This is a genomic window from Bacillus cihuensis (genome assembly GCF_000504145.1).
Classification (GTDB): domain Bacteria; phylum Bacillota; class Bacilli; order Bacillales; family DSM-1321; genus Peribacillus; species Peribacillus huizhouensis.
The window spans coordinates 408,182-428,300 of record NZ_KI632497.1 but is presented as its reverse complement, the minus strand read 5'-3'; the positions used below and the strand labels follow the sequence as shown (position 1 = coordinate 428,300).

The window sequence follows — 20,119 nt, the reverse complement described above, 5'->3', positions numbered from 1 at the left end:
ATGTAACTAGATATAAAAGGACATCGATATTCTTGTATTGAATATGTAAGAAGTGGACCACAATAGGGGAAGGAACTAAAAAGCTGGAGGAAAGATAAAATGAAAAAACACTATAATGATGATGGTTTAGCGTTACATACTGATTTATATCAGATTAATATGATTCAAACGTATTGGCAGGATCAGATTCATAATCGAAGATCAGTGTTTGAATTATTTTTTCGGAAATTGCCATTTGGAAATGGCTATGCTGTATTTGCTGGGTTGGAAAAGGCTCTTTCTTATTTACAAAACTTTGCATTTACATCGAGTGATATCGAGTACTTACGTCATGAAATGAGCTATCCAGAAGAGTTCCTATCCTATTTAGAAAGCTTGAAATTTACTGGCACAGTAAAGTCGATGGAAGAGGGAGAATTAGTTTTTGGTAATGAACCGTTCATCCGCATAGAAGCTCCTTTAGCTGAAGCACAGCTCGTGGAAACCGCATTGCTAAACATCGTTAATTACCAAACGTTGATTGCGACAAAGGCATCAAGAATTAAGCAAGTGATCGGTGATGAACAGGCTTTGGAGTTCGGTTCCCGCAGAGCCCAAGAAATGGATGCCGCCCTCTGGGGAACACGTGCCGCCTTCATTGGTGGTTTTGATGCAACGAGTAATGTAAGAGCAGGTAAAAAATTTGGAATTCCAGTAGCTGGCACTCATGCACATGCGATGGTTCAAGCTTATAAAGATGAATATATCGCCTTTCATAAATATGCACAGAGTCATAAAGACTGTGTTTTTCTTGTTGATACGTACGATACACTTAAATCTGGTGTACCAAACGCGATACGAGTAGCTAAGGAACTTGGAGATGAAATAAACTTTAAGGGGATTCGTCTAGATAGTGGCGATCTCGCTTATTTATCGAAGGAAGCGAGAAGAATGTTGGATGATGCTGGGTTCACTGAGGCGAAAATAACAGCATCTAGCGATTTAGACGAATATACAATTATGAACTTAAAAGCACAGGGGGCGCGGATTGATACGTGGGGAATTGGAACTAAATTAATCACGGCATACGAACAACCAGCTTTAGGTGCAGTTTATAAACTTGTCGCAATCGAAAACGAATCAGGAGAGTTAACTAATACAATAAAAATATCTGCAAACCCTGAGAAAGTCACAACACCAGGCTTAAAAAGAGTATATCGAATCATCAATACAATGAATGGAAAAGCAGAAGGGGAATACATCGCAATGGATGATGAAAATCCAGGAGCAGAGGAACGCCTAAAGATGTTTGATCCGGTTCACACATACATTAGTAAATTTATAACGAGTTTCGAAGCAAGAGAACTGCAAATTCCGGTCATGGTGAATGGGAAAGTGGTATATGAAATTCCGGAACTACAAGCTATTCAAAAAAAGTTGGCGCGAAATTTAGATGAATTATGGTCTGAGTATAAGCGTTCTCTGCATCCAGAAAAATATCCAGTTGATTTAAGTCAAGAATGCTGGGATACAAAGATGCGTTGCATTGAAGAAGTCAAAACAAAAGTGACAGAAGGATTCAAAGATATATAAGAAGAACTTTGTATGATTTCAAGAGAAGTGACAAATACTTTAAAGGATATTCTCGTAATATCACGCATCTTCAGAACAACCTATACTAATGATGAGGTGATTCAGAATGAGTTATAAAGAGCATCTTGATGCCCATTCAAAACAGTTTCACCATAATTGGACAAGACCTAAGCGTACGAAATCTCAAGTTAATGGACATACCGAAATGACACAAAACACCTTTATCTTAAGAACTAATGCAAAGGCTCACAGATGGTAAAGGAATTCTGAAGAATGAGTAAGGGCAGTCCCATAACAAAAGGGTCAGCCCCCGCCACTACTATATCCTGTGTAGTGCGAGGTCAGACCCTTTTGGGGACACCCTCTTTTTTGTTTGGTCAATTTTTTGCGTAAGCAACCTTCTTAGTTAGTCATATGTTGTTAGTGGAGTCATCGTGCTTTCGTTTTTTTTACATGGACGTTGGATATTTATTGTTTTTGCAAAAATTTTTAAGATATTTGTTTCGTCTCGAAAATCTTTTACATGCTTGTGTGAGGCCATTTTTGTATAATTCAAGTAAAAATTGTTGGGCAATTCCTGCTAATCCTAAGGCGGTCAATATGGCTATTAGTTCACTTAAGTCAATAGGGATGAGCGGTATATCAACTGGTTTAGCTGAGATTTGTTCGTTTATATAGGCAACTTCTTCCGGTGTAAATGATTCGAATACTTCAGTTAATTGGTTGACTTGATCCTCAGTATAGCCAAGTAATGAGGCTTGTTCATGATTGAGTGTATAAGTCGCATTTTCATTCATAGTCAAAGCTTTTGCGACTAGAGCTTTTGCTTGTTCGATATCTGAGTGGCTGGCCAGTTCTAAGGCGGATTCGATCGGTTCGGAAGTTATGAAATCATTTGAGTAAACAGCGGATGAAGGAAAGTTCAATACGACTAACAAGACAATGGACGACGAGAGAATGACAAGGTTTTTATTATCCTTTTGCATTTGCCATCATACTCCTCTTCTATTCGTAGCCTGAAATGAACTACCTTTAAGTGAAAGGAAACTGCTCTTTTTTTATAATTCCCTTTAAAATACCTCCTTGCTTCTATTATAATGCAAAAATAAGTTAATTTACATAATATTCCTAATTATATGTAAAAATGAGGAAATTTTACTGTGCTACTTTATTGGCTTAGCGCTAAGGGCGGATAGTATGAAAGGGGATTACTAGTTAAATAGTAATTATTTTAGTTATATTTAAATAATATATAGAATGGATTTTTTTGATAATGAATGGATTTGCCAATCCAGAATTTTGAAAAAAATGGCTGTTTATTCGTATTTGACTGGGTATATATAAAAAAATAGTGTGGATTAAAAAAAAATGATAAATAATACGAACATTATATTGAAAATAGGATTAATAGTATGTATAATCATCATTAACGAAGAACTGCAGGGGTGATAAATATTTTCCCAAGCAACAATAACGAAACAAAGAAATTACTTTCCCATGCTTATAATGAAGTTTCAAAGGAATTATTCGGCATTGGTACGCTTTCCATGAAGGTATCAATTGAAGCGAATGTGCTTACATTGCAGGCTAAACATCGTAGAGCACCACGATCGATTGTGCTGGAAGGGGAAGTACCTAGCCTAAAGCAAGAAGTCGACTTTCATTTATCTCTTCTCTATAAGAAGAAATTAAGGCAGAAATTAGAAGAAAGAACGAAATGGGATATTGAAGCTGTCTTAAGAGATTATGATGCAGCCACCCAAAAGTCTTTTACAAATATTGTTTTACGAGAAACATGATAATATAGGATTTTCAACCGGATTTATCTGGGAGAAAGGCCAAAATAATAAACCAAATGATTATTTATTTCTTTGTTTACGAAGAAAAGGCAATCTTGGGTAGAATAACATTATTCTATTTAAGATTGCCTTTTTTCTTGCTTTAAAAAATATAAAAAATGATAGGAGTTTTTATTTTGAAGAAAATTATCAAAAATCTAACTTTAGTATCTGCATTAGCTTTAACATTAAGTGCTTGTTCCTCATCAGATTCATCTTCGAAAAAAGAAAAATTAGTTATTTCTACTTGGGGATTTTCGGAAGATTTCTTTCGAGAAGAAGTGTATAAACCATTTGAGAAAGAACATAATGTTGAAATTGTTTTGGACACTGGGAATAATGCGGATCGTTTAAACAAAATCCGCCAAGGAAATTCGGATGTCGATGTCATTTATCTATCTGACTATTATGCTGAGCAAGGCATTCAAGACGGATTGTTCGAGAAACTTGATCATAGCGTCATTCCAAATGTTGAAAATATCTATGAGATGGCAAAAGCTCCATTAGGTAAAGATTATGGACCAGCTTACACAATCGCTCAATTCGGCATTGCGTATAATCCTGACGAGGTAAAGAAACCAATTACTTCATGGGCTGATTTATGGAATAAAGATCTTGGTGGAGTAATAACGATTCCTGGAATTACATCGACGACAGGACCGATGTTTTTAGATGCTGCTTCTAAAGTAAGTGGAAATACAGAGTTTAATGAAGATGGTGCTTTTACAAAATTAAAAGAGCTTATGCCAAATGTTCTTAAGGAATATGGCCAAACTTCTGAATTCGTAAACATGTTTGCACAAGGTGAAATCGCAGGTGGACCAATCATGGAAATGTACTTTGCGCAATTACAAGAAGCTGTTCCAAATGCTAAATTTGTTTCACCTAAAGAAGGCGGATATGCGGTCATGAATACAGTGAATATTGTCAAAGATAGCGATCAAAAAGAACTATCAGAAGAATTTATTAATTATCTTTTAAGTAAAGAAGTTCAAGAAAAATCAGCAAAAGCAAAAATCGATTCACCAGTTAATACGAAAGTTCAATTATCAGAAGAAGATGCTAAAGGACTAACGTATGGTGAAGATGTTATTAATAGCTTGAATATCCTTGATATGAAATATGTGAATAAAAACTCAAAACAATGGATTGATCGTTGGAATAAAGAATTAGCTCAATAAGAATTTGAGGTGCTTACTATGTCTAAAAAAGTCATTCTTGATGTTGATACAGGAGTGGACGATGCCATTGGAATCTTGCTTGCGTTAAAGAGCAGGCAGATGGATGTGCTTGGTATTACGACTGTTAATGGAAATGTATCGTTAGAAGCAGCAACTGTTAATACATGTAAAATTGTAGAATTAGTAGGAGTGGATGTCCCTGTGATTATGGGGGCTTCTTCTCCACTAATAAGAACCCCTTATTTTGAACATCGCATCCATGGAGAAGATGGAATTGGTGGAGCATTGAAGGATATGAATCCTCAAAAAAAGCCTGATGAAGGGTTTGGTCCTGATTTTATTATTAACTCGATTTTGAGCTTTCCAGGGGAGGTAACTCTGGTAATGACAGCGCCTCTTACTAATTTAGCTCTTGCTGTGAAGAAGTGTCCAGAGATCACGAGATTTGTAAAAGAGGTCATCTTCATGGGCGGTGTTGTAAAGGACTTTGGCAATGTCACACCGACAGCTGAGTATAATATGTATACTGATCCAGAAGCGGCCAAAATTGTGTTTCATGCTGGTTTTCCTTCTTTGACTTTAGTTGGTTTAGATGTGACCAGAAAAGTGCTCCTAACTGAAGAGCATATGGATGCCATTCAAAATCCGGTTCTTGCTTCCTATATTAAAGAAAGCACGAAAGATTATCGGCAAAGATATTTTGAACGGAATCATATTCATGGTGCTGTTATGCATGATCCTCTTGCAGTCGCCGTTGCTATAGACACTAATATTGTGTCAAAAAAGAAATATTATGTAGATGTAGAAACAAGCAGTGAATTATGTGATGGACAAACGGTTTGTGATTTTCAAAATAGGTTAGGAAAACCAGCTAATCTTGATGTTTGTTTAGAAGTAGATGATAAAGCTTTTATTACGCTATTTCATGAAGTGATAAATTCTTAATGTTCGTTGCCGGGAGGATAAAATGAAAAACCGTAATATTTACCTGTTATTATTACCAGGAGTAATATTTTTAACAATTTTTATGGTGATACCAATCTTATTAACGATTGGATCAACATTTATTAATGAAGGCAGCTTCAGCTTTGATGGATATTTGCACTACTTCCAAGATAAGTATTTCATTGGTATTTTACTTACAACGCTTAAAGTTAGCCTTATAACAACGTTTATTTGTATCTTGTTAGGCTTTCCAGTTGCTTACTATATTTCTAAAGTTGGAACAAGGACGAAGGTACTCTTATTATTACTTTCTATTTTCCCGCTTCTTACTAGCTCGGTGGTCCGCTCATTCAGCTGGATGATTATAATTGGGAAGAATGGTGTACTTAACAAGCTTTTACTAAATATCGGTCTTATAAATGAACCATTAAATATTTTATACACCCCTACTGCGATCATTATTGGTCTTGTTCATTTATTTCTGCCATTAATTATCATCACGTTAGTCGGTGTGATGGAAAATATGGACGAAGATTTATTAAAGGCAGCAGAAAGCTTAGGTGCATCTAGACTAGGCGTTTTTGCGAAAGTTGTTCTGCCGCTGTCCATGCCCGGACTTGTAATCGGAAGTATTCTCGTTTTTGTCGGCAGCTTTACTGCGTATACTACTCCAGCTTTATTGGGAGGGAAACAACGAGTTATTTCCACATTTCTTTATCAAAATGCAACGACATTAAATGACTGGCATACAGCTGCAATCGTTGCGACAATTATGATCGTTGTCACTTTATTGGTCACCATAACGATGAACCAAATCGCATATAAAATAAATCCAAAGGGGTAAAGTTGTATGAAGGAAAAAAACCGAGGACTGGCTGTTTTTACGTTCCTTGTATTTGTTTTTTTACTAGGGCCTTTGCTCATCATTTCCGTTACATCTTTTGAAGGCGGAAGTGTTCTGAAATTTCCTATCGAGACTTTTTCGTTTAAATGGTATGAAAATATTTTTAAAGTAAGTATGTTCTTAACAACTTTTAAGACATCCATTATTGTCTCATTAGCAGGAAATCTTCTAGCGTTAGTACTTGGAGTTCCAGCTGCTTATGCATTATCCAGATTTGATTTTAAAGGTAAAGCCGTCTTGAATGCTGTCTTTATTTCACCGATTTTGATTCCAGGTATCGTTTTAGGATTTACGTTTTTGCGTTATATTGTTACAACCTACCAATTACCGATTTATGCAGGTTTATTTATCGGTCATACAATTATTATGCTTCCATTTGTTATCCGCGTAGTATCATCAAGTTTGTCGACCTTCGATTTCTCTATTGAAGAAGCAGCACATAGCTTGGGTGCAAGCAAGATTGGGACATTCATTCAGGTTGTTCTGCCTAATATTAAGTCAGGAATTATCGCGGCAGTTATGATTGCGTTTCTAGAATCATTCAATAATGTTGATATTTCCGTGTTCATGACTGGACCAGGGGTCAGTACATTTCCGATACAAATGCTAACTTATGTTGAAACGTACTTTGATCCAACAGTTGCAGCAATATCGGTACTGCTGATGATTATTACGGCGTTCTTTATGTTCATTGTTGAGCGGTTAATGGGCTTATCTTATTTCACTAAACGATAACGGGGGCATCAAGTCAATGGCTTTATTCACTTTAGAAAACATATCAGTTGCATACAATAAACAAAATATTTTGCAAGATTTTAATTTAGAAATTGAAGAAGGAAAGTTTATTTCTTTACTTGGGCCAAGTGGCTGCGGAAAAACGACAACCCTTCGATTAATTGCTGGTTTCCTTGAATCAAATAATGGCAAGTTCTTATATAAAGGTAAGGATTATACAAAAGTGCCGGTTAACAAACGAAATTTTGGCTTTGTCTTTCAAAACTATGCACTATTTCCTCATTTAACAATTTTCGATAACGTAGCTTTCGGACTTCGACTTAGAAAGGCTTCCAAAAGTGAAATAGAAAAAAAAGTAGCAAGCGTGTTAGAAATAGTCAATCTTAGCGGATTTGAAAAACGTTATCCGAAAGAACTTTCAGGCGGTCAGAGACAGCGTGTTGCTATCGCAAGAGCACTTGTCATTGAACCAGATTTATTGCTTTTCGATGAGCCACTTAGTAATCTTGATGCCAATCTCCGTGAAAATATGCGGATTGAAATTCGCCGTATTCAGCAAGAGCTTGGCATCACAACGGTTTACGTATCTCATGACCAAGAGGAATGTTTCGCGATCTCAGATCAAGTGGCAATCATGAATAAAGGAATTATTGAACAATTAAGTGACCCAGCTACGATCTATAATTATCCGAAGACGAAATTTGTCGCAGACTTTATCGGTTTTAAAAACTTTATTGAATTCGAAGACCAAAAAATACATGAAAATGAAATAGAACTAACAAAGTCAGGCTTTACATTTATCGTTCAAAAAAATAAAGCGATTAAAAGTACGGACGGGAAAACCGGTGCAATTCGTCCTGATAATATAGTGATTCGTCCTTTAAAAGAATCTGTAACTGCAGGAAAAAATGAACTGCCTGGAAAAGTGAAGATAAGAACGTATTTAGGAAGAAGCTATCAATTTATTGTTGAAACGCCAATTGGGGATTTTACAATCAATCAAGAAATGCTTGTACCTTATCAAGTTGGCGAGGAAGTTATTCTCGAATTTCCAGCGAACAACATGGTACTTGTTAAATAAGACAGGGGGTGAACTGGTTGAAAATAGATATGCTAATTACGAATGCCAACGTTTATAATAGTTATTTAAAAAAATTCATGCCAAGTAATGTAGCGATAGTCGAAGGGAAATTCTATTATATTGGTGAACGAGGCCAAGAATTTTTTTCTACTGACAAAGTCATGGATGCTAAAGAAAAATATATCATTCCAGGTTTAATCGATATTCATTTGCACATCGAAAGCACGATGGTTACACCAGCTACCTTCTCTTATGGAATCATCAAAAATGGGGTAACAACGATTGTACCAGAACCGCATGAAATGGCGAATGTCTTTGGTGTCTCTGGTGTGAAGGAAATGATGAAAGCTAGTCGTAACTGTGTAGCAGATATGTTCTATGCCATCCCAAGTTCAGTACCAGCGACAACGATGGAGACAACAGGTGGCAGTATCGAAATTGAAGATATAGATGAATTGTTGCAAACGGGTGAGATGAAGTGTTTAGGTGAAATTATGAATTTTTATGATGTGATTACTGACCCAACATGTAAAACGAATCAGATTTTGAATCATATCAAAACAAATTATCCTGACTTAATTATCGAAGGTCATGTCCCTAAACTACTTGATTTGGAATTGCAGCAAATGATCGTTGCAGGTGTTAATTCAGATCATACCCATCAAACGATTGAAGGGATGCAGCAACGAATTGCAGCTGGGATGTTTTTAGAAATTCAAGAAAAGTCTATGACCCAAGAAATCATTGATTTCTTAACGAATACAGCGGTAGCTGAGCATTTTTGCTTTGTAACCGATGATGTGATGCCGGATTATTTTCAGAAATACGGTCAATTGAATCATTTATTAAAGAAAGCAATTCAAATGGGCATGACTCCAGAGAAAGCCATCTATGCATGTACGTATACGCCAGCGAAAAGGATGCAGATGCATGATCGAGGAATCATTGCAGCAGGAAAAATTGCCGACTTTTTATTAGTTTCAGATCTTGAATCGTTTACTATAGAAGAAGTTTATAAAGATGGAGAACAAGTTTATCACTATAAACAACCTTATCTGCAAACGGTAAGTGAAAAGTGCTTCCCGGAAAGCTTTTATCGCAGTATCGTGCTTAATGAGTTAACTGCGAAAGATTTTGAAGTACCGTTGGAATTAGAAGATGGTAGTTATCCTTGTCGGATTATCGAAGTGAATGACGGTTCTACTTTTACAAAAGAAATTCATGATACTCTATCCATTTCCGATCGGAAGCTCGATTGGGAGAGAAGTGAGTATGGATTAATTGCAACGTTTGAGCGATATGGGAAAAATGGAAACCGAGCACATGGTTTGATAAGCGGAGACATCATTAAGCGAGGGGCGATCGCTACAACCTATTCTCACGATAATCATAATTTATTAGTTATCGGTCATAAAGTAGAAGATATGGTCCTTGCAGCAAATGAAGTAATCCGTAGCCAAGGTGGGATTTGTTGTGTTGAGAATGGTGAAGTTTTATCAAGAGTACCGCTTCCAGTTGGTGGAATACTTTCTGAGGAGCCATTAGAAATCCTTGCTGAGCAGGTGGATCATCTAACGCTTACTCTGAAATCATTAGGTTATAAGCATTATAATGTCATCATGTCTATAAGCACCTTATCACTACCTGTAAGTCCAGCTATAAAAATAACAGATCGTGGTTTGATTTCAGTCAATGAAGGGAAATTTGTTCCACTTGTGATTAATCAATAAGTAATAAAAATCCAACAGCCGCTAAATGGTGTTGGATTTTTTGATGATGTTGGAAATCGGCCGATCTAAGCAAGAGGGGCTAAGTTTTAACAGAATCATTAAGGAATATTCATTAAGGTAGGAAAATTAATAGATAATACGTGAAAAAAATGTAGTTAACCGTGGGAATATAACAATGAATTTAAGTTAAATTTCCTATCTAAGTTTATTACGAGCCGGAAATGAAATTTGCGTGCCAGATCGACTACTATTCGCGCCAGTTTCGTCGGTTTGCGCGCCGGAATCAGCACTTTTCGAGCGAGAATTGCAATTTGCGTGCCGGAGTCGAATTTACGCAATAACTCATCTCACCGTCTTTTCAAATATTAAAAAGATAACCGGATTTATGGAAAAATGCGAAAACAAGGTTTATGGCTCCAGCTTCAATTAATTGTGTTATGAAAAAAGAGGTTGACCCAAAGGGCAACCTCAAAATTAAATGGCTCGCTTTTTCATGACGAATGGATAAAGCAGTAAACCTATGACAAACAAGCCAATTCCCAACATAAATGTGATCATATCTGCTGTTCCTGTTTTAATCACCCATATGGAATAAACTAAGGCGAAGGCAGTGATTATTCCATCGCGAACTCTTGAACCTTTGATGATATCATAAGTTTCTCCAGTAATGACTAGTTTCAATTGATAAATGGCTGAAACTAGATAAGGAATTAAATAAGCAAGTGTTGCTACAACCATCGCGAAACTATATGCTTCGGTAATGGTACCTGATATAGTTGAAAATAAGAACAACTGAGTTAATAAATTTGTGACAGTTAATGACCGAACAGGGCTCCCTTTTTTATTAGTTTTAGCAAAGAAAGCTGGAAACAAATCAACTTTGGCAGCTTGGTAAGGCACTTCAGAACTTACCATAACCCATCCGATCGTAGATCCTAGTAGGGAAATGATGGCAAGTGCCGCCATTAAATAGACACCTTCATTCCCAATTGCTCCGGATAGTGCATCGACAAGTGGACGTGAAGATTCACGCAATGCATCTTGAGGAAGTGCGCCCATTGTTAAAAGCGTAATTCCGATATAAATCGCAACTGCAATAATGAGTCCTAGTATCGTTGCTTTCTTTACATCCCATTGTGATTTTGCTCGATTAGAAAGCATAACTGCAGCTTCAACACCAATGAAGGCCCAAAGAGTGGAGATGGCCGCTGCGTTAATTTGACTTCCTAATGATAGAACCGTACCTTTTGAATCTTGGAATTCACCACCGCTCGATAGGTTGCTCGAATCAAAGATAAAGAGAGTGATAAAGATAAAAAAGGCAAAGCCAATCACTTTTGTAAGCGTGGCAATGAAATTTATTTTCCCTGCTCCGTTATAGCTGCTAACTGTTATTGTATGGATGCCCCAAAGGACCAATGAGCATATGACAAACGTTAACGTTTTGCCGAGTTCAAGGTTAAAACTAGCTGTAGAGTAAATAATTTTGGTACTTTGTAAAACCGGAAAAAAGGTAGACAAGTAACCTGCAAATGCAATGATTACTGAAGCTGTTGCCGCCCAGTTAGCCGCCCAATACCCCCAAGCCATACTATAGCCAGCAACTCTTCCTTTACTAGGAGAAGAAAAAATAGCTTGCGCATAGCTTTGTGGCCCGGCCTTAAGATTAGGCTTCCTGATGGCTAAATTCCCAAACACAAGCGCAATCATCAATACTCCAATTCCAGTAATTCCCCAAGCCAGTGTTGCTCCGAGTGCACTTGATACTTGTGCTAGGTTGGCAGGAAGCATGAAGATTCCTCCACCTACCATATTTCCAATTACAAAAGCTGTTATGATAAAAAGTCCCCATTTTTTTTGATTCATACCAAACGACCTCTCTGCTGTTAATGATTCTTGAAGTTATAGTGAAAATCACATGTAGTGATCTTTGATTCATATTCTATTCTTATCAATATCGTTCTATATCAAAATTATACTTAAATAATTTAGTTTGGTAAAGTGATAAATTGATAAAGGGAAGAAAATAATTTATTCAGAAAATTAATAATTTTATATTGACAAGGGAATAATCATGCATTATATTAGGTATTAATATTAAAACCAAGTTTACAGATAAGAATTATATATTTTAGCAAAAGGCGCCGATTAGTCAACTAAAGGCACCCTCTATCCATTTTGATGAATAGAGGGTGCCTTTTCGTTTTTTAGAAGGAGGATCATAAATTGAACGTAAAATTAAGTATTTTAGATCAAAGTCCAATTGAAGACGGTGGGGCAGAGGTTGCGCTACGCGATACAGTGAAGCTAGCTCAAAAAGCAGAGCAGCTTGGGTATTATCGGTTCTGGGTATCAGAACATCATAATTCTGATTTGGTGGCAGGCTCAGCACCAGAGGTGTTAGTATCCTACTTATTAGCAAGGACTAATACCATTCGAATTGGTTCAGGAGGTGTGATGCTTCAGCATTACAGCCCTTATAAAGTAGCTGAAACATTTAATGTTTTAGCCGCTTTAGCACCTGGAAGAGTAGATTTAGGTGTGGGAAAAGGTCCAGGTGGGCTACCTAATTCAACGGAAGCATTACAGCAGGGGGACTCAACTCTCAGTTTTGAAGAAAAACTTCAAGGTTTAAATCGATTCATAAGTAATGAGTTGCGAGAGGAAAATGAGCGAACTGAATTAAGAGCAGTTCCCGCAGTTAAAAGGCCGGCAGATTTATTTTTATTGGGAGCAAGTGGTGCTAGTGCACAACTAGCTGCTGAATCTAAATTATCATATGTATTTGCTCATTTCTTTAATAGTGGTGATTCTTTATTAATAGATGCTATTACAGAGTATCGAACTCATTGGAATGGAGACTTTCCACCAACTTTTATTCTTGCCTTATCCGTTGTAGTAGCTGAAACCGATGAGGTTGCACAATCTCTTATCAAGTCGATGGAAGTAGTGAAGATTCATTTTGCAAATGGGAAATCGTTGACGTTTACTAGCCGTGAACATGCTGAGCAATTTGTTCAACAATCAAAAGAGGAGTGTACAATAAGTGTTCAAGAAGCCAATATCCTGTATGGATCGAAGGAAACAATTCGTAAGAAGCTTTTTGATATTCAGGAGACTTATAATCCGGACGAAATTATGATTGTGACACCAGTTGCCAATTTTGAAAAACGTTTAGAATCAATTGTATTACTTAAAGAAGCATTTTCCGATATTACAGTTCAAAACTAAAGGGGGTAAGCTCTTTGACTAAAAAAAGACAGCTTAAATTAGGTGTTATGCTCCATGGAGCAGGGGGGCATATGGCTTCGTGGAGACATCCAAATGCAACTATCGATGCAAGTGTGAATTTCAAATTTTATAAACAACTACTTGAAAAGGCAGAGGCAGCTAAGTTGGATTTGGCTTTTGTCGCAGATGGATTATACATTCATGAAAAGTCACTGCCACATTTTCTAAATCGATTCGAGCCGCTGACAATATTATCTGCACTAGCTGCGGTCAGTTCGAAAATTGGTTTAGTTGGAACACTTTCCACTTCCTATAGTGAGCCATTCACAGTGGCCCGTCAGTTTGCTTCTTTAGATATATTAAGCGATGGCCGAGCTGGCTGGAATGCAGTAACTTCACCATTAGAAGGTTCAGCACTTAATTATGGAAAAGGCGAGCACCCAGCACATGGGGAGCGTTATTTAATTGCTACTGAATTTCTTGAGGTAACAAAAGGACTTTGGGATTCTTGGGAAGATGATGCCTTTATTCGTAATAGAGAAACAGGGGTGTTCTTCGAGCCTGAAAAAATGCATCGATTACATCATAAAGGGAAATATTTTTCTGTTGATGGTCCATTAAACATTTCACGATCTAAGCAAGGGCAGCCTGTTATTTTTCAGGCAGGATCATCTGAACCCGGTAAAGATTTAGCTGCGAGAGAGGCTGATGCTGTATTCACTGCGCACGAATCAATTGAGCAAGCGGTAGAGTTTTATCGAGACGTTAAAGCAAGAGCCATGGCGAACGGACGCTCGCCTGATGAGATATTAATTTTCCCAGGAATCTCGCCAATCATTGGGAAAACGGATGAAGAAGCTTATCAAAAATATTTGGAAATTGCCAATCTTATTTCAATAGACGATGCGCTTAATTATTTAGAACGGTATTTCGACCATTTTGATTTTAGGCAATATTCGCTAGACGAACCATTCCCAGAGCTTGGGGATATCGGAAAGAATAGTTTTCAAAGCACAACAGATCGAATTAAAGAAATGGCGAAACAAGAACATTTAACATTAAGGGAAGTTGCTTTGCGTGTTACTTCTCCAAAAACAAGCTTTATCGGAACACCAGAAAAAATCGCAGATCTAATTCAAACATGGTTCGAAGCGGGTGCGGCGGATGGTTTTATGTTAAGTGGTCCTGTTTTACCTGACGGATTAACTGATTTTGTTGAACATGTACTGCCGATTCTACAGAAACGTGGCTTGTTCAGAACTGAGTATGAGAGTGATACGTTAAGAGGAAACTTAGGATTGAAAATCCCTCGGAATCGGTATGAAAGAGACGAGGTAATAAATAATGCGTAATTAGAAAGGATGAATCATATGACGGAAATTATTCGTTTGGCAACTTTAGATGATGCAGAAAGATTATTGCATGTAACTTTGAGAGCATACAAACCGATTCGAGAGCTGGATATAAAGTGGCCTGCAGCAACAGCGGATATTGAGTTAGTTAAAAAAAATATCACGGACTTTTCTTGCTATGTATTAGAAAAGGATGGAATCATCATAGCTACAGTTACGGTAAGAACATTTGCTGAAGTTCCTGATTTAACCTGTGTTTGGTGGTTTGCTGTTGATCCTAATTATAAAGGATTTGGCTACGGGAAGAAAATCTTGGATTGGGTAGAAGAAGTGGTTATTCGTGATCAGCTGAATCAGTCGGCGGTTGGCCTGGGGACATCACCGAGACATCCATGGCTTGTTTCGATGTATGAACGAAGAGGATATGAACAAATTTTCGAAACAACTCATGGAGACGGGCAAATTGGTGTATTCATGAGGAAAAGCTTGTTACCTGAGTACAAAGATAATAAAACGGAAAAACAAGAAGATGTTCGAGCAGCGAATTAATCTGGAGAGTCTGTTAATAAATGGATTCTTTTGTGAAGATTGTTGTTTTTAGCAAGTAGCAAATTTGAGCAGATATTAATTGTAGTGGAAGGTGCGAGTACCTAAACGGAAATCAACCCGGGATAGTAGTGTAAATATAATTTAAAAGCAAAAAAGTATACGAAAACAGCCTAATAAATTGTTAAAGACAAAGGAGTTTGAGAGATGAAAAAAAGATTATTTGTTTTATTAGGAGTGCTACTAGTTGTTCTAATGACAGGCTGTGATTCAAACAGTGTTCAATCTGAGAGCACAGCAAAAAGTTCTGATCCAAAGGTGAAAAAAATAATCGTTGGAACAGGTACACAATTTCCTAATATTTGCTTCATAGATGATGATGGTAAGCTGACAGGGTATGATGTAGAACTTGTAAAAGAAATCGATAAACGGCTTTCTGATTATGAATTTGAATTCAAAACGATGGAATTTTCATCTCTATTATTAAGTCTAGAAACGAACAAAATTGATTTTATCGCGCATCAAATGGAAGTAAATGAAGAAAGACAGCAGAAATTCTTATTTAATGATGAGCCATATAATGTTTTCCCCCTTCAAGTAGTCGTACACAAAGATAATCAATCGATTAAATCTATTGAAGATTTAAAGGGAAAGAAAGCGATTGTAAGTGCTACGAGCAACTCAGCAGTATTGCTTGATAAATATAACAAAGAACATGGCAATGAAATTGAAATTGTCTACAGTGGAAGTGGAAGTACTGATACAATCACACAAATTAAAAATGGTCGTGCTGATGCAACAATAAGTACTCCATTTGCGGTTGATTTTCAAAATGAACAAGCAGATGCCGAGCAAAAAGTGGTCGGTGATGTGCTTTCGAATTCAAAAGTTTATTTCATGTTACGAAAAGATGAATCAGATTTGAAAGAAGCAATCGATAGAGCGTTAAAAGACATCAAAGCTGATGGAATATTAAAGGAATTAAGCACAAAATGGCTTGGAGCAGATTACACAGATCAATAACACTCTCTTGAAAGGTACAGGATGTTTAGATGGACATAACCCTTATTTTTGACTTTTTTCCGAAATTAATTTCGTACCTTCATATTACTCTATTGATTTTAGTTGCTGCAGTAGCAATTGGATTGGTAATTGGTGTAGTGATAGCTTTAATACGTATTTATAAAGTTCCAGCTTTAAATCGATTAGCTCTCATTTATATTTCCTTTATGAGAGGAACGCCAATCTTAATTCAGCTTTTCTTAATCTACTTTGGACTACCGGCCCTTTTAACACTTGTTCATATTGATGCATCTCGTGCAAATCCTTTACTATTTGTAGCTATCACATATGGGCTAAGTTGTGGTGCTTCATTCGCAGAAATTATCCGCGGAGCCATAAACGGGGTAGAAAAAGGTCAGGCAGAAGCAGCCTATTCCATTGGCATGAATGAAAAGCAAATGATGGTGCGGGTTATCTTGCCTCAGGCATTGGTTATCGCATTTCCAAATTTCGCAAATTCAGTGATAGGCTCTTTAAAAGACACCTCGCTTGCTTTTACAATTGGTGTGATGGATATGGTAGGAAGAGGAAATACGCTCATTGCTTCTTCTTTACACGCATTAGAAATATATTTGACATTGTCGATGATCTATTACGGAGTTGTTATATGTTTGGAAAAAGGATTTTCGCTGTCTGAGAAAAAGCTGCAAAGGTTTGAAGGAAGCTTATCGGCAGAGAAATGATAGAGGAGATCTGAAATTTATGCAAATTGATATTCCATTTATTTTTATGGCATTGATTGAAATATTCAAAGCACTGCCATTAACGATAATCATTACACTGGTGCCATTAATTATTGGTTTTCTAATTGGGATTGGAATTACGATAATCAGGATTCGGAAAGTAAAAGGATTGTACCGTTTAGCCAATTTCTATGTTTCTTTTTTAAGAGGGACGCCGGCGTTGATGCATATTATGTTAATCTATTTGGGCTTCCCCCTTCTTATTGACAAACTGGCTGTAACCTTTCGGTGGACCTTTCAATCCACATCGATTCCAATTCTGTTATTTGTCTTAATGGCCCTATCTCTAACAGCTGGCGCTTATATGTCAGAAATTATTCGAGCAGGTATATTGGCGGTTGACCAGGGTCAGTTGGAAGCGGCTGAATCAATTGGAATGACAAATTTTCAAGCGATGAGACGAATTGTATTCCCTCAAGCCATTGCAATTTCGCTTCCTAATTTATGTAATATCTTTATCGGGTTTTTGCATACATCCTCCATTGCTTTTATCGTGTCGCAAAAAGAATTAACGGGTGCTGCAAATATTGTGGCTTCAAATAACTTGAAATTTCTAGAAGCATATATAGCCGCGGCTTTAATCTATTGGGGCTTAACGATCATATCAGAAAAGGTAACTGCGTTATTGGAAAAAAGAGTTACCGTTTATAATCGAGGAGGTGTAATATGATTCAGCTTCGGAATATCCAAAAGTCATTCGGTAATCAACCAGTGTTAAAAGGAATTGATCTTACAGTAAAAAAAGGAGAAGTCGTTTCGATACTTGGCCCAAGCGGTTCTGGAAAGACAACATTACTTCGTTGCATCAATTTTTTAGAAAGACCTACTGAGGGAGAGGTAATGATTGATGACATTACGGTGAGCAGTCAAAAGGGAAGTAAAAAAGAAATTCTTACGCTTCGGAAAAAAACAGCCATGGTATTTCAACAATATAACTTATTTAGACATAAAACTGTTATGGAAAATGTGATGGAAGGATTGATCGTGGTTCAGAAAAACTCAAAAGAAACAGCAAGGAAATTGGCAATGGAAGTGCTAGAGAAAGTTGGGTTAACTGAAAAAGCAAACGCTTATCCAGTTCAGCTCTCCGGAGGGCAGCAACAGCGGGTTGGTATTGCAAGAGCTCTTGCGTTAAATCCAGAAGTGATCTTACTTGATGAACCAACATCCGCTCTTGATCCAGAACTTGTCGGAGAGGTGCTAGAGGTAATTAAGCGGATTGCGGAGGAAGGAATTACGATGATTATTGTGACACATGAAGTGAGTTTTGCTAAAGACGTCTCAGATTATATTGTGTTTATGGATCAAGGTGAAATTGTCGAAGAAGGAACGCCAACGGTTATTTTTAATAATCCAAAAGAAGAAAGAACGAAGAGATTCTTTAAGAGAATAAACCGAGAAGCAGGAATTCTTGAATCAAATTTATCAAGCGTCATTTAACTATAAGAGGTTATTCAAAAAGCCCGGTAAAATAGCTTGCCAATTGCATCAAAGTTCATGAAAAACCTTCTGTTAAGATCGCGAAAGGTCTGTGCGCAAAACATAAGTCAGCACATCTTGTGCATGTCAGGTTCTCACATATTACTGTATACGCGATAGGCTTGAGACGATCGCACCTTGAACTTCTCGGCTCAAGTCGAAGTGGTGATTAAATAGATAATGAAAACGACGTCTATAATTCATACTTAACAACCCTGATAAGTCAGAAAAGTAATTGACAAATATTATTTGCGAATTTACACTAAAACTCATAATCAATTTTCTTATCAAGAGAGGTGGAGGGACTGGCCCTAAGATACCTCGGCAGCAGACTTTGTAGTACTGTGCCAATTCCAGCGAGCGAATGCTTGATAGATAAGAAGAGTAAGTACAGTTCTGTTGCTTAACCTCTTCTTATTTTAAGGAAGGTTTTTTTTATATCTAAAAATTTGGAGGGATTCGAATGGGAAGCATTGATGAGATAAAATTAAAGTATATTGTATCCAGTCTCAAGAATCTTGAGTTTGGTTCTTTGAACATTACCGTTCATGAAGGTGAAATTACCCAAATTGATGTGACGGATAAGAAAAGATTTCCAATCTTGAAAAATCAAAAAGTTAGAGAACAAGGAAGGATCTGAGTCTTCAACAAGCTAGGTTTGAGCATCTTGTCATGCTCTTTTTCTTACATGCTAAAACGTCACAAGCATTAGATTAGTAAATTAGCCATCATTCTTAAAAGGTTTAGTGAAAAAAGGCGAACTGTAAATTGATACGTAATCGTTTCGGTCGATGTAACTGTAAAAAATAAGCTAGGCACTTTTTGGAGACAAGAAAAGTAGATGTATGGGGAGGAAGTAATCAGGTAAGCTTAATTATTGATGATGAGAAGCTGGTCCAAAATGACAAGCGGATTCAAAAGGATATTATTTCCGCAGTAGAAATCTTTAATAAAGATTTTGTCGTTTATCATACTAATGGCTTCGAGGCAAAGCATTTAACCAATGTTAAGGACTCGGTTATAAAAGATCTTGTGATTAATAACATTGAATCAGAATTTGCTGAATTAGAAGAATATGTAGATGAAATTCAAATGCGGTATTTGGAAACGGTCGTGAACTAGACGATCTAGATATCAATCAAATCCATGATAAATGGACCGCAGATGTCGAAGCCTTTGTCGCTAATAATACGAAGTTGAAAATCCGTGGTCTCAATGGGTATGAAGATATGTCTTATAAAGAGATTCGCACATTTAGCTTGAAATTTGATGAGAAGAGAAAAAAATGGCTCATTGATGATGCAGGTCAGGTTCCTGCTGATGGATCTGAAAAAGACGATTGGGATAATAAAGCTGAATTGAGTGGTAAGGATGCACCTGTTATGAAATGGAAAAGGAACGATCGTATGGAGCAACTTTAAATTATAGAACCGTTTAGTTTATCTTAGCCTAATAGACATTATGTTTATTAGGTTTTTTGTTTGTTCTAAAAAAAACTTATCACTTACGAAATCTGTAATTTTCTCTCTGTTCTAACTTATATATCACTTTATCGCGATTTAACAGGCTGTAATACCCCTACTGATTGAAGTTTCACATAATAGTTTTCAGGTAATTTGATGACAGAACTAAAGTTAAAAAAGCTTCGATCCCTTTTTCTTCATACAAAGAGTAATTGTGTAATACGTATAGAAATAGAAGAATGTGAAGGAGGGTTAGC

At 36.8% G+C, this 20,119-nt stretch carries 19 protein-coding genes, 1 pseudogene and 1 riboswitch; of the genes and pseudogenes, 18 read left to right on the top strand and 2 right to left on the bottom strand.

Features of this window, described 5'->3' with window-relative positions; all coding sequences use genetic code 11:
* The first annotated feature begins 99 nt into the window (after window positions 1–99).
* Both V179_RS0120265 and V179_RS30230 read left to right on the top strand, forming a co-directional pair.
* Window positions 100–1,572 (top strand): nicotinate phosphoribosyltransferase, encoded by a 1,473-nt coding sequence (locus V179_RS0120265; protein ID WP_028393086.1) that lies wholly within the window; start codon window positions 100–102, stop codon window positions 1,570–1,572.
* A gap of 106 nt (window positions 1,573–1,678) precedes the next feature.
* Window positions 1,679–1,831 carry a YpzG family protein gene (locus tag V179_RS30230; RefSeq protein ID WP_084552446.1) on the top strand — a complete coding sequence of 51 codons (153 nt, stop codon included), beginning with the start codon at window positions 1,679–1,681 and terminating at the stop codon, window positions 1,829–1,831.
* 190 nt (window positions 1,832–2,021) lie between these two features.
* On the opposite strand, the gene V179_RS0120255 is transcribed toward V179_RS30230, so the two are convergent.
* Window positions 2,022–2,558: a hypothetical protein gene (locus tag V179_RS0120255; RefSeq protein WP_028393085.1), complete on the bottom strand. Its 537-nt coding sequence runs from the start codon at window positions 2,556–2,558 to the stop codon at window positions 2,022–2,024.
* A gap of 468 nt (window positions 2,559–3,026) precedes the next feature.
* On the opposite strand from V179_RS0120255, the gene V179_RS0120250 reads away from it, so the two are divergent.
* The 7 genes from V179_RS0120250 to V179_RS0120220 all read left to right on the top strand — a co-directional run bounded on the left by V179_RS0120250 (window position 3,027) and on the right by V179_RS0120220 (window position 9,986).
* Window positions 3,027–3,371, top strand: coding sequence for a hypothetical protein (locus V179_RS0120250; RefSeq protein WP_034302217.1), 345 nt, complete (start codon window positions 3,027–3,029; stop codon window positions 3,369–3,371).
* A 176-nt stretch (window positions 3,372–3,547) separates the two neighbouring features.
* Window positions 3,548–4,591, top strand: coding sequence for an ABC transporter substrate-binding protein (locus V179_RS0120245; protein WP_028393083.1), 1,044 nt, complete (start codon window positions 3,548–3,550; stop codon window positions 4,589–4,591).
* Window positions 4,592–4,609: 18 nt separating this feature from the next.
* Complete coding sequence (locus V179_RS0120240) at window positions 4,610–5,536, top strand: nucleoside hydrolase (protein WP_028393082.1); 927 nt, start codon at window positions 4,610–4,612, stop codon at window positions 5,534–5,536.
* Window positions 5,537–5,558: 22 nt separating this feature from the next.
* Window positions 5,559–6,380 carry an ABC transporter permease gene (locus V179_RS0120235; protein ID WP_028393081.1) on the top strand — a complete coding sequence of 274 codons (822 nt, stop codon included), beginning with the start codon at window positions 5,559–5,561 and terminating at the stop codon, window positions 6,378–6,380.
* Window positions 6,381–6,386: 6 nt separating this feature from the next.
* Window positions 6,387–7,175, top strand: coding sequence for an ABC transporter permease (locus tag V179_RS0120230; protein WP_028393080.1), 789 nt, complete (start codon window positions 6,387–6,389; stop codon window positions 7,173–7,175).
* 16 nt (window positions 7,176–7,191) lie between these two features.
* Window positions 7,192–8,256: an ABC transporter ATP-binding protein gene (locus V179_RS0120225; protein WP_028393079.1), complete on the top strand. Its 1,065-nt coding sequence runs from the start codon at window positions 7,192–7,194 to the stop codon at window positions 8,254–8,256.
* A 17-nt stretch (window positions 8,257–8,273) separates the two neighbouring features.
* On the top strand, window positions 8,274–9,986 hold the full coding sequence (locus V179_RS0120220) for an adenine deaminase C-terminal domain-containing protein (RefSeq protein WP_028393078.1): 1,713 nt from the start codon (window positions 8,274–8,276) through the stop codon (window positions 9,984–9,986).
* 474 nt (window positions 9,987–10,460) lie between these two features.
* Here the strand turns inward: V179_RS0120220 and V179_RS0120215 are convergent, their stop codons facing one another.
* Window positions 10,461–11,852: an amino acid permease gene (locus V179_RS0120215; RefSeq protein ID WP_028393077.1), complete on the bottom strand. Its 1,392-nt coding sequence runs from the start codon at window positions 11,850–11,852 to the stop codon at window positions 10,461–10,463.
* A gap of 360 nt (window positions 11,853–12,212) precedes the next feature.
* On the opposite strand from V179_RS0120215, the gene V179_RS0120210 reads away from it, so the two are divergent.
* From V179_RS0120210 to V179_RS32645, 9 genes and pseudogenes are all read left to right on the top strand, one after another.
* Window positions 12,213–13,217, top strand: a complete 1,005-nt coding sequence (locus V179_RS0120210; protein WP_028393076.1) for an LLM class flavin-dependent oxidoreductase — start codon at window positions 12,213–12,215, stop codon at window positions 13,215–13,217.
* Window positions 13,218–13,231: 14 nt separating this feature from the next.
* A complete protein-coding gene (locus V179_RS0120205; RefSeq protein WP_028393075.1) occupies window positions 13,232–14,569 on the top strand; it encodes an LLM class flavin-dependent oxidoreductase in 1,338 nt (445 codons plus the stop codon).
* 18 nt (window positions 14,570–14,587) lie between these two features.
* A complete protein-coding gene (locus V179_RS0120200) occupies window positions 14,588–15,118 on the top strand; it encodes a GNAT family N-acetyltransferase (RefSeq protein WP_028393074.1) in 531 nt (176 codons plus the stop codon).
* Window positions 15,119–15,370: 252 nt separating this feature from the next.
* Window positions 15,371–16,138, top strand: a complete 768-nt coding sequence (locus V179_RS0120195) for a transporter substrate-binding domain-containing protein (protein ID WP_235179198.1) — start codon at window positions 15,371–15,373, stop codon at window positions 16,136–16,138.
* Window positions 16,139–16,167: 29 nt separating this feature from the next.
* The gene (locus V179_RS0120190) at window positions 16,168–16,860 is read left to right on the top strand and encodes an amino acid ABC transporter permease (protein ID WP_028393072.1); all 693 of its coding nucleotides are present in this window, start codon (window positions 16,168–16,170) and stop codon (window positions 16,858–16,860) included.
* Window positions 16,861–16,879: 19 nt separating this feature from the next.
* Window positions 16,880–17,590, top strand: coding sequence for an amino acid ABC transporter permease (locus V179_RS0120185; protein ID WP_028393071.1), 711 nt, complete (start codon window positions 16,880–16,882; stop codon window positions 17,588–17,590).
* Window positions 17,587–18,360 (top strand): amino acid ABC transporter ATP-binding protein, encoded by a 774-nt coding sequence (locus tag V179_RS28430; RefSeq protein WP_051405058.1) that lies wholly within the window; start codon window positions 17,587–17,589, stop codon window positions 18,358–18,360. The genes V179_RS0120185 and V179_RS28430 overlap by 4 nt, the downstream gene beginning before the upstream one ends.
* Window positions 18,361–18,680: 320 nt before the next feature.
* Window positions 18,681–18,781: riboswitch (SAM riboswitch) on the top strand.
* A gap of 81 nt (window positions 18,782–18,862) precedes the next feature.
* Window positions 18,863–19,039 (top strand): YezD family protein, encoded by a 177-nt coding sequence (locus V179_RS30225; RefSeq protein WP_200868689.1) that lies wholly within the window; start codon window positions 18,863–18,865, stop codon window positions 19,037–19,039.
* A gap of 182 nt (window positions 19,040–19,221) precedes the next feature.
* Window positions 19,222–19,820, top strand: a pseudogene (locus V179_RS32645) (hypothetical protein).
* Window positions 19,821–20,119: the final 299 nt, after the last annotated feature.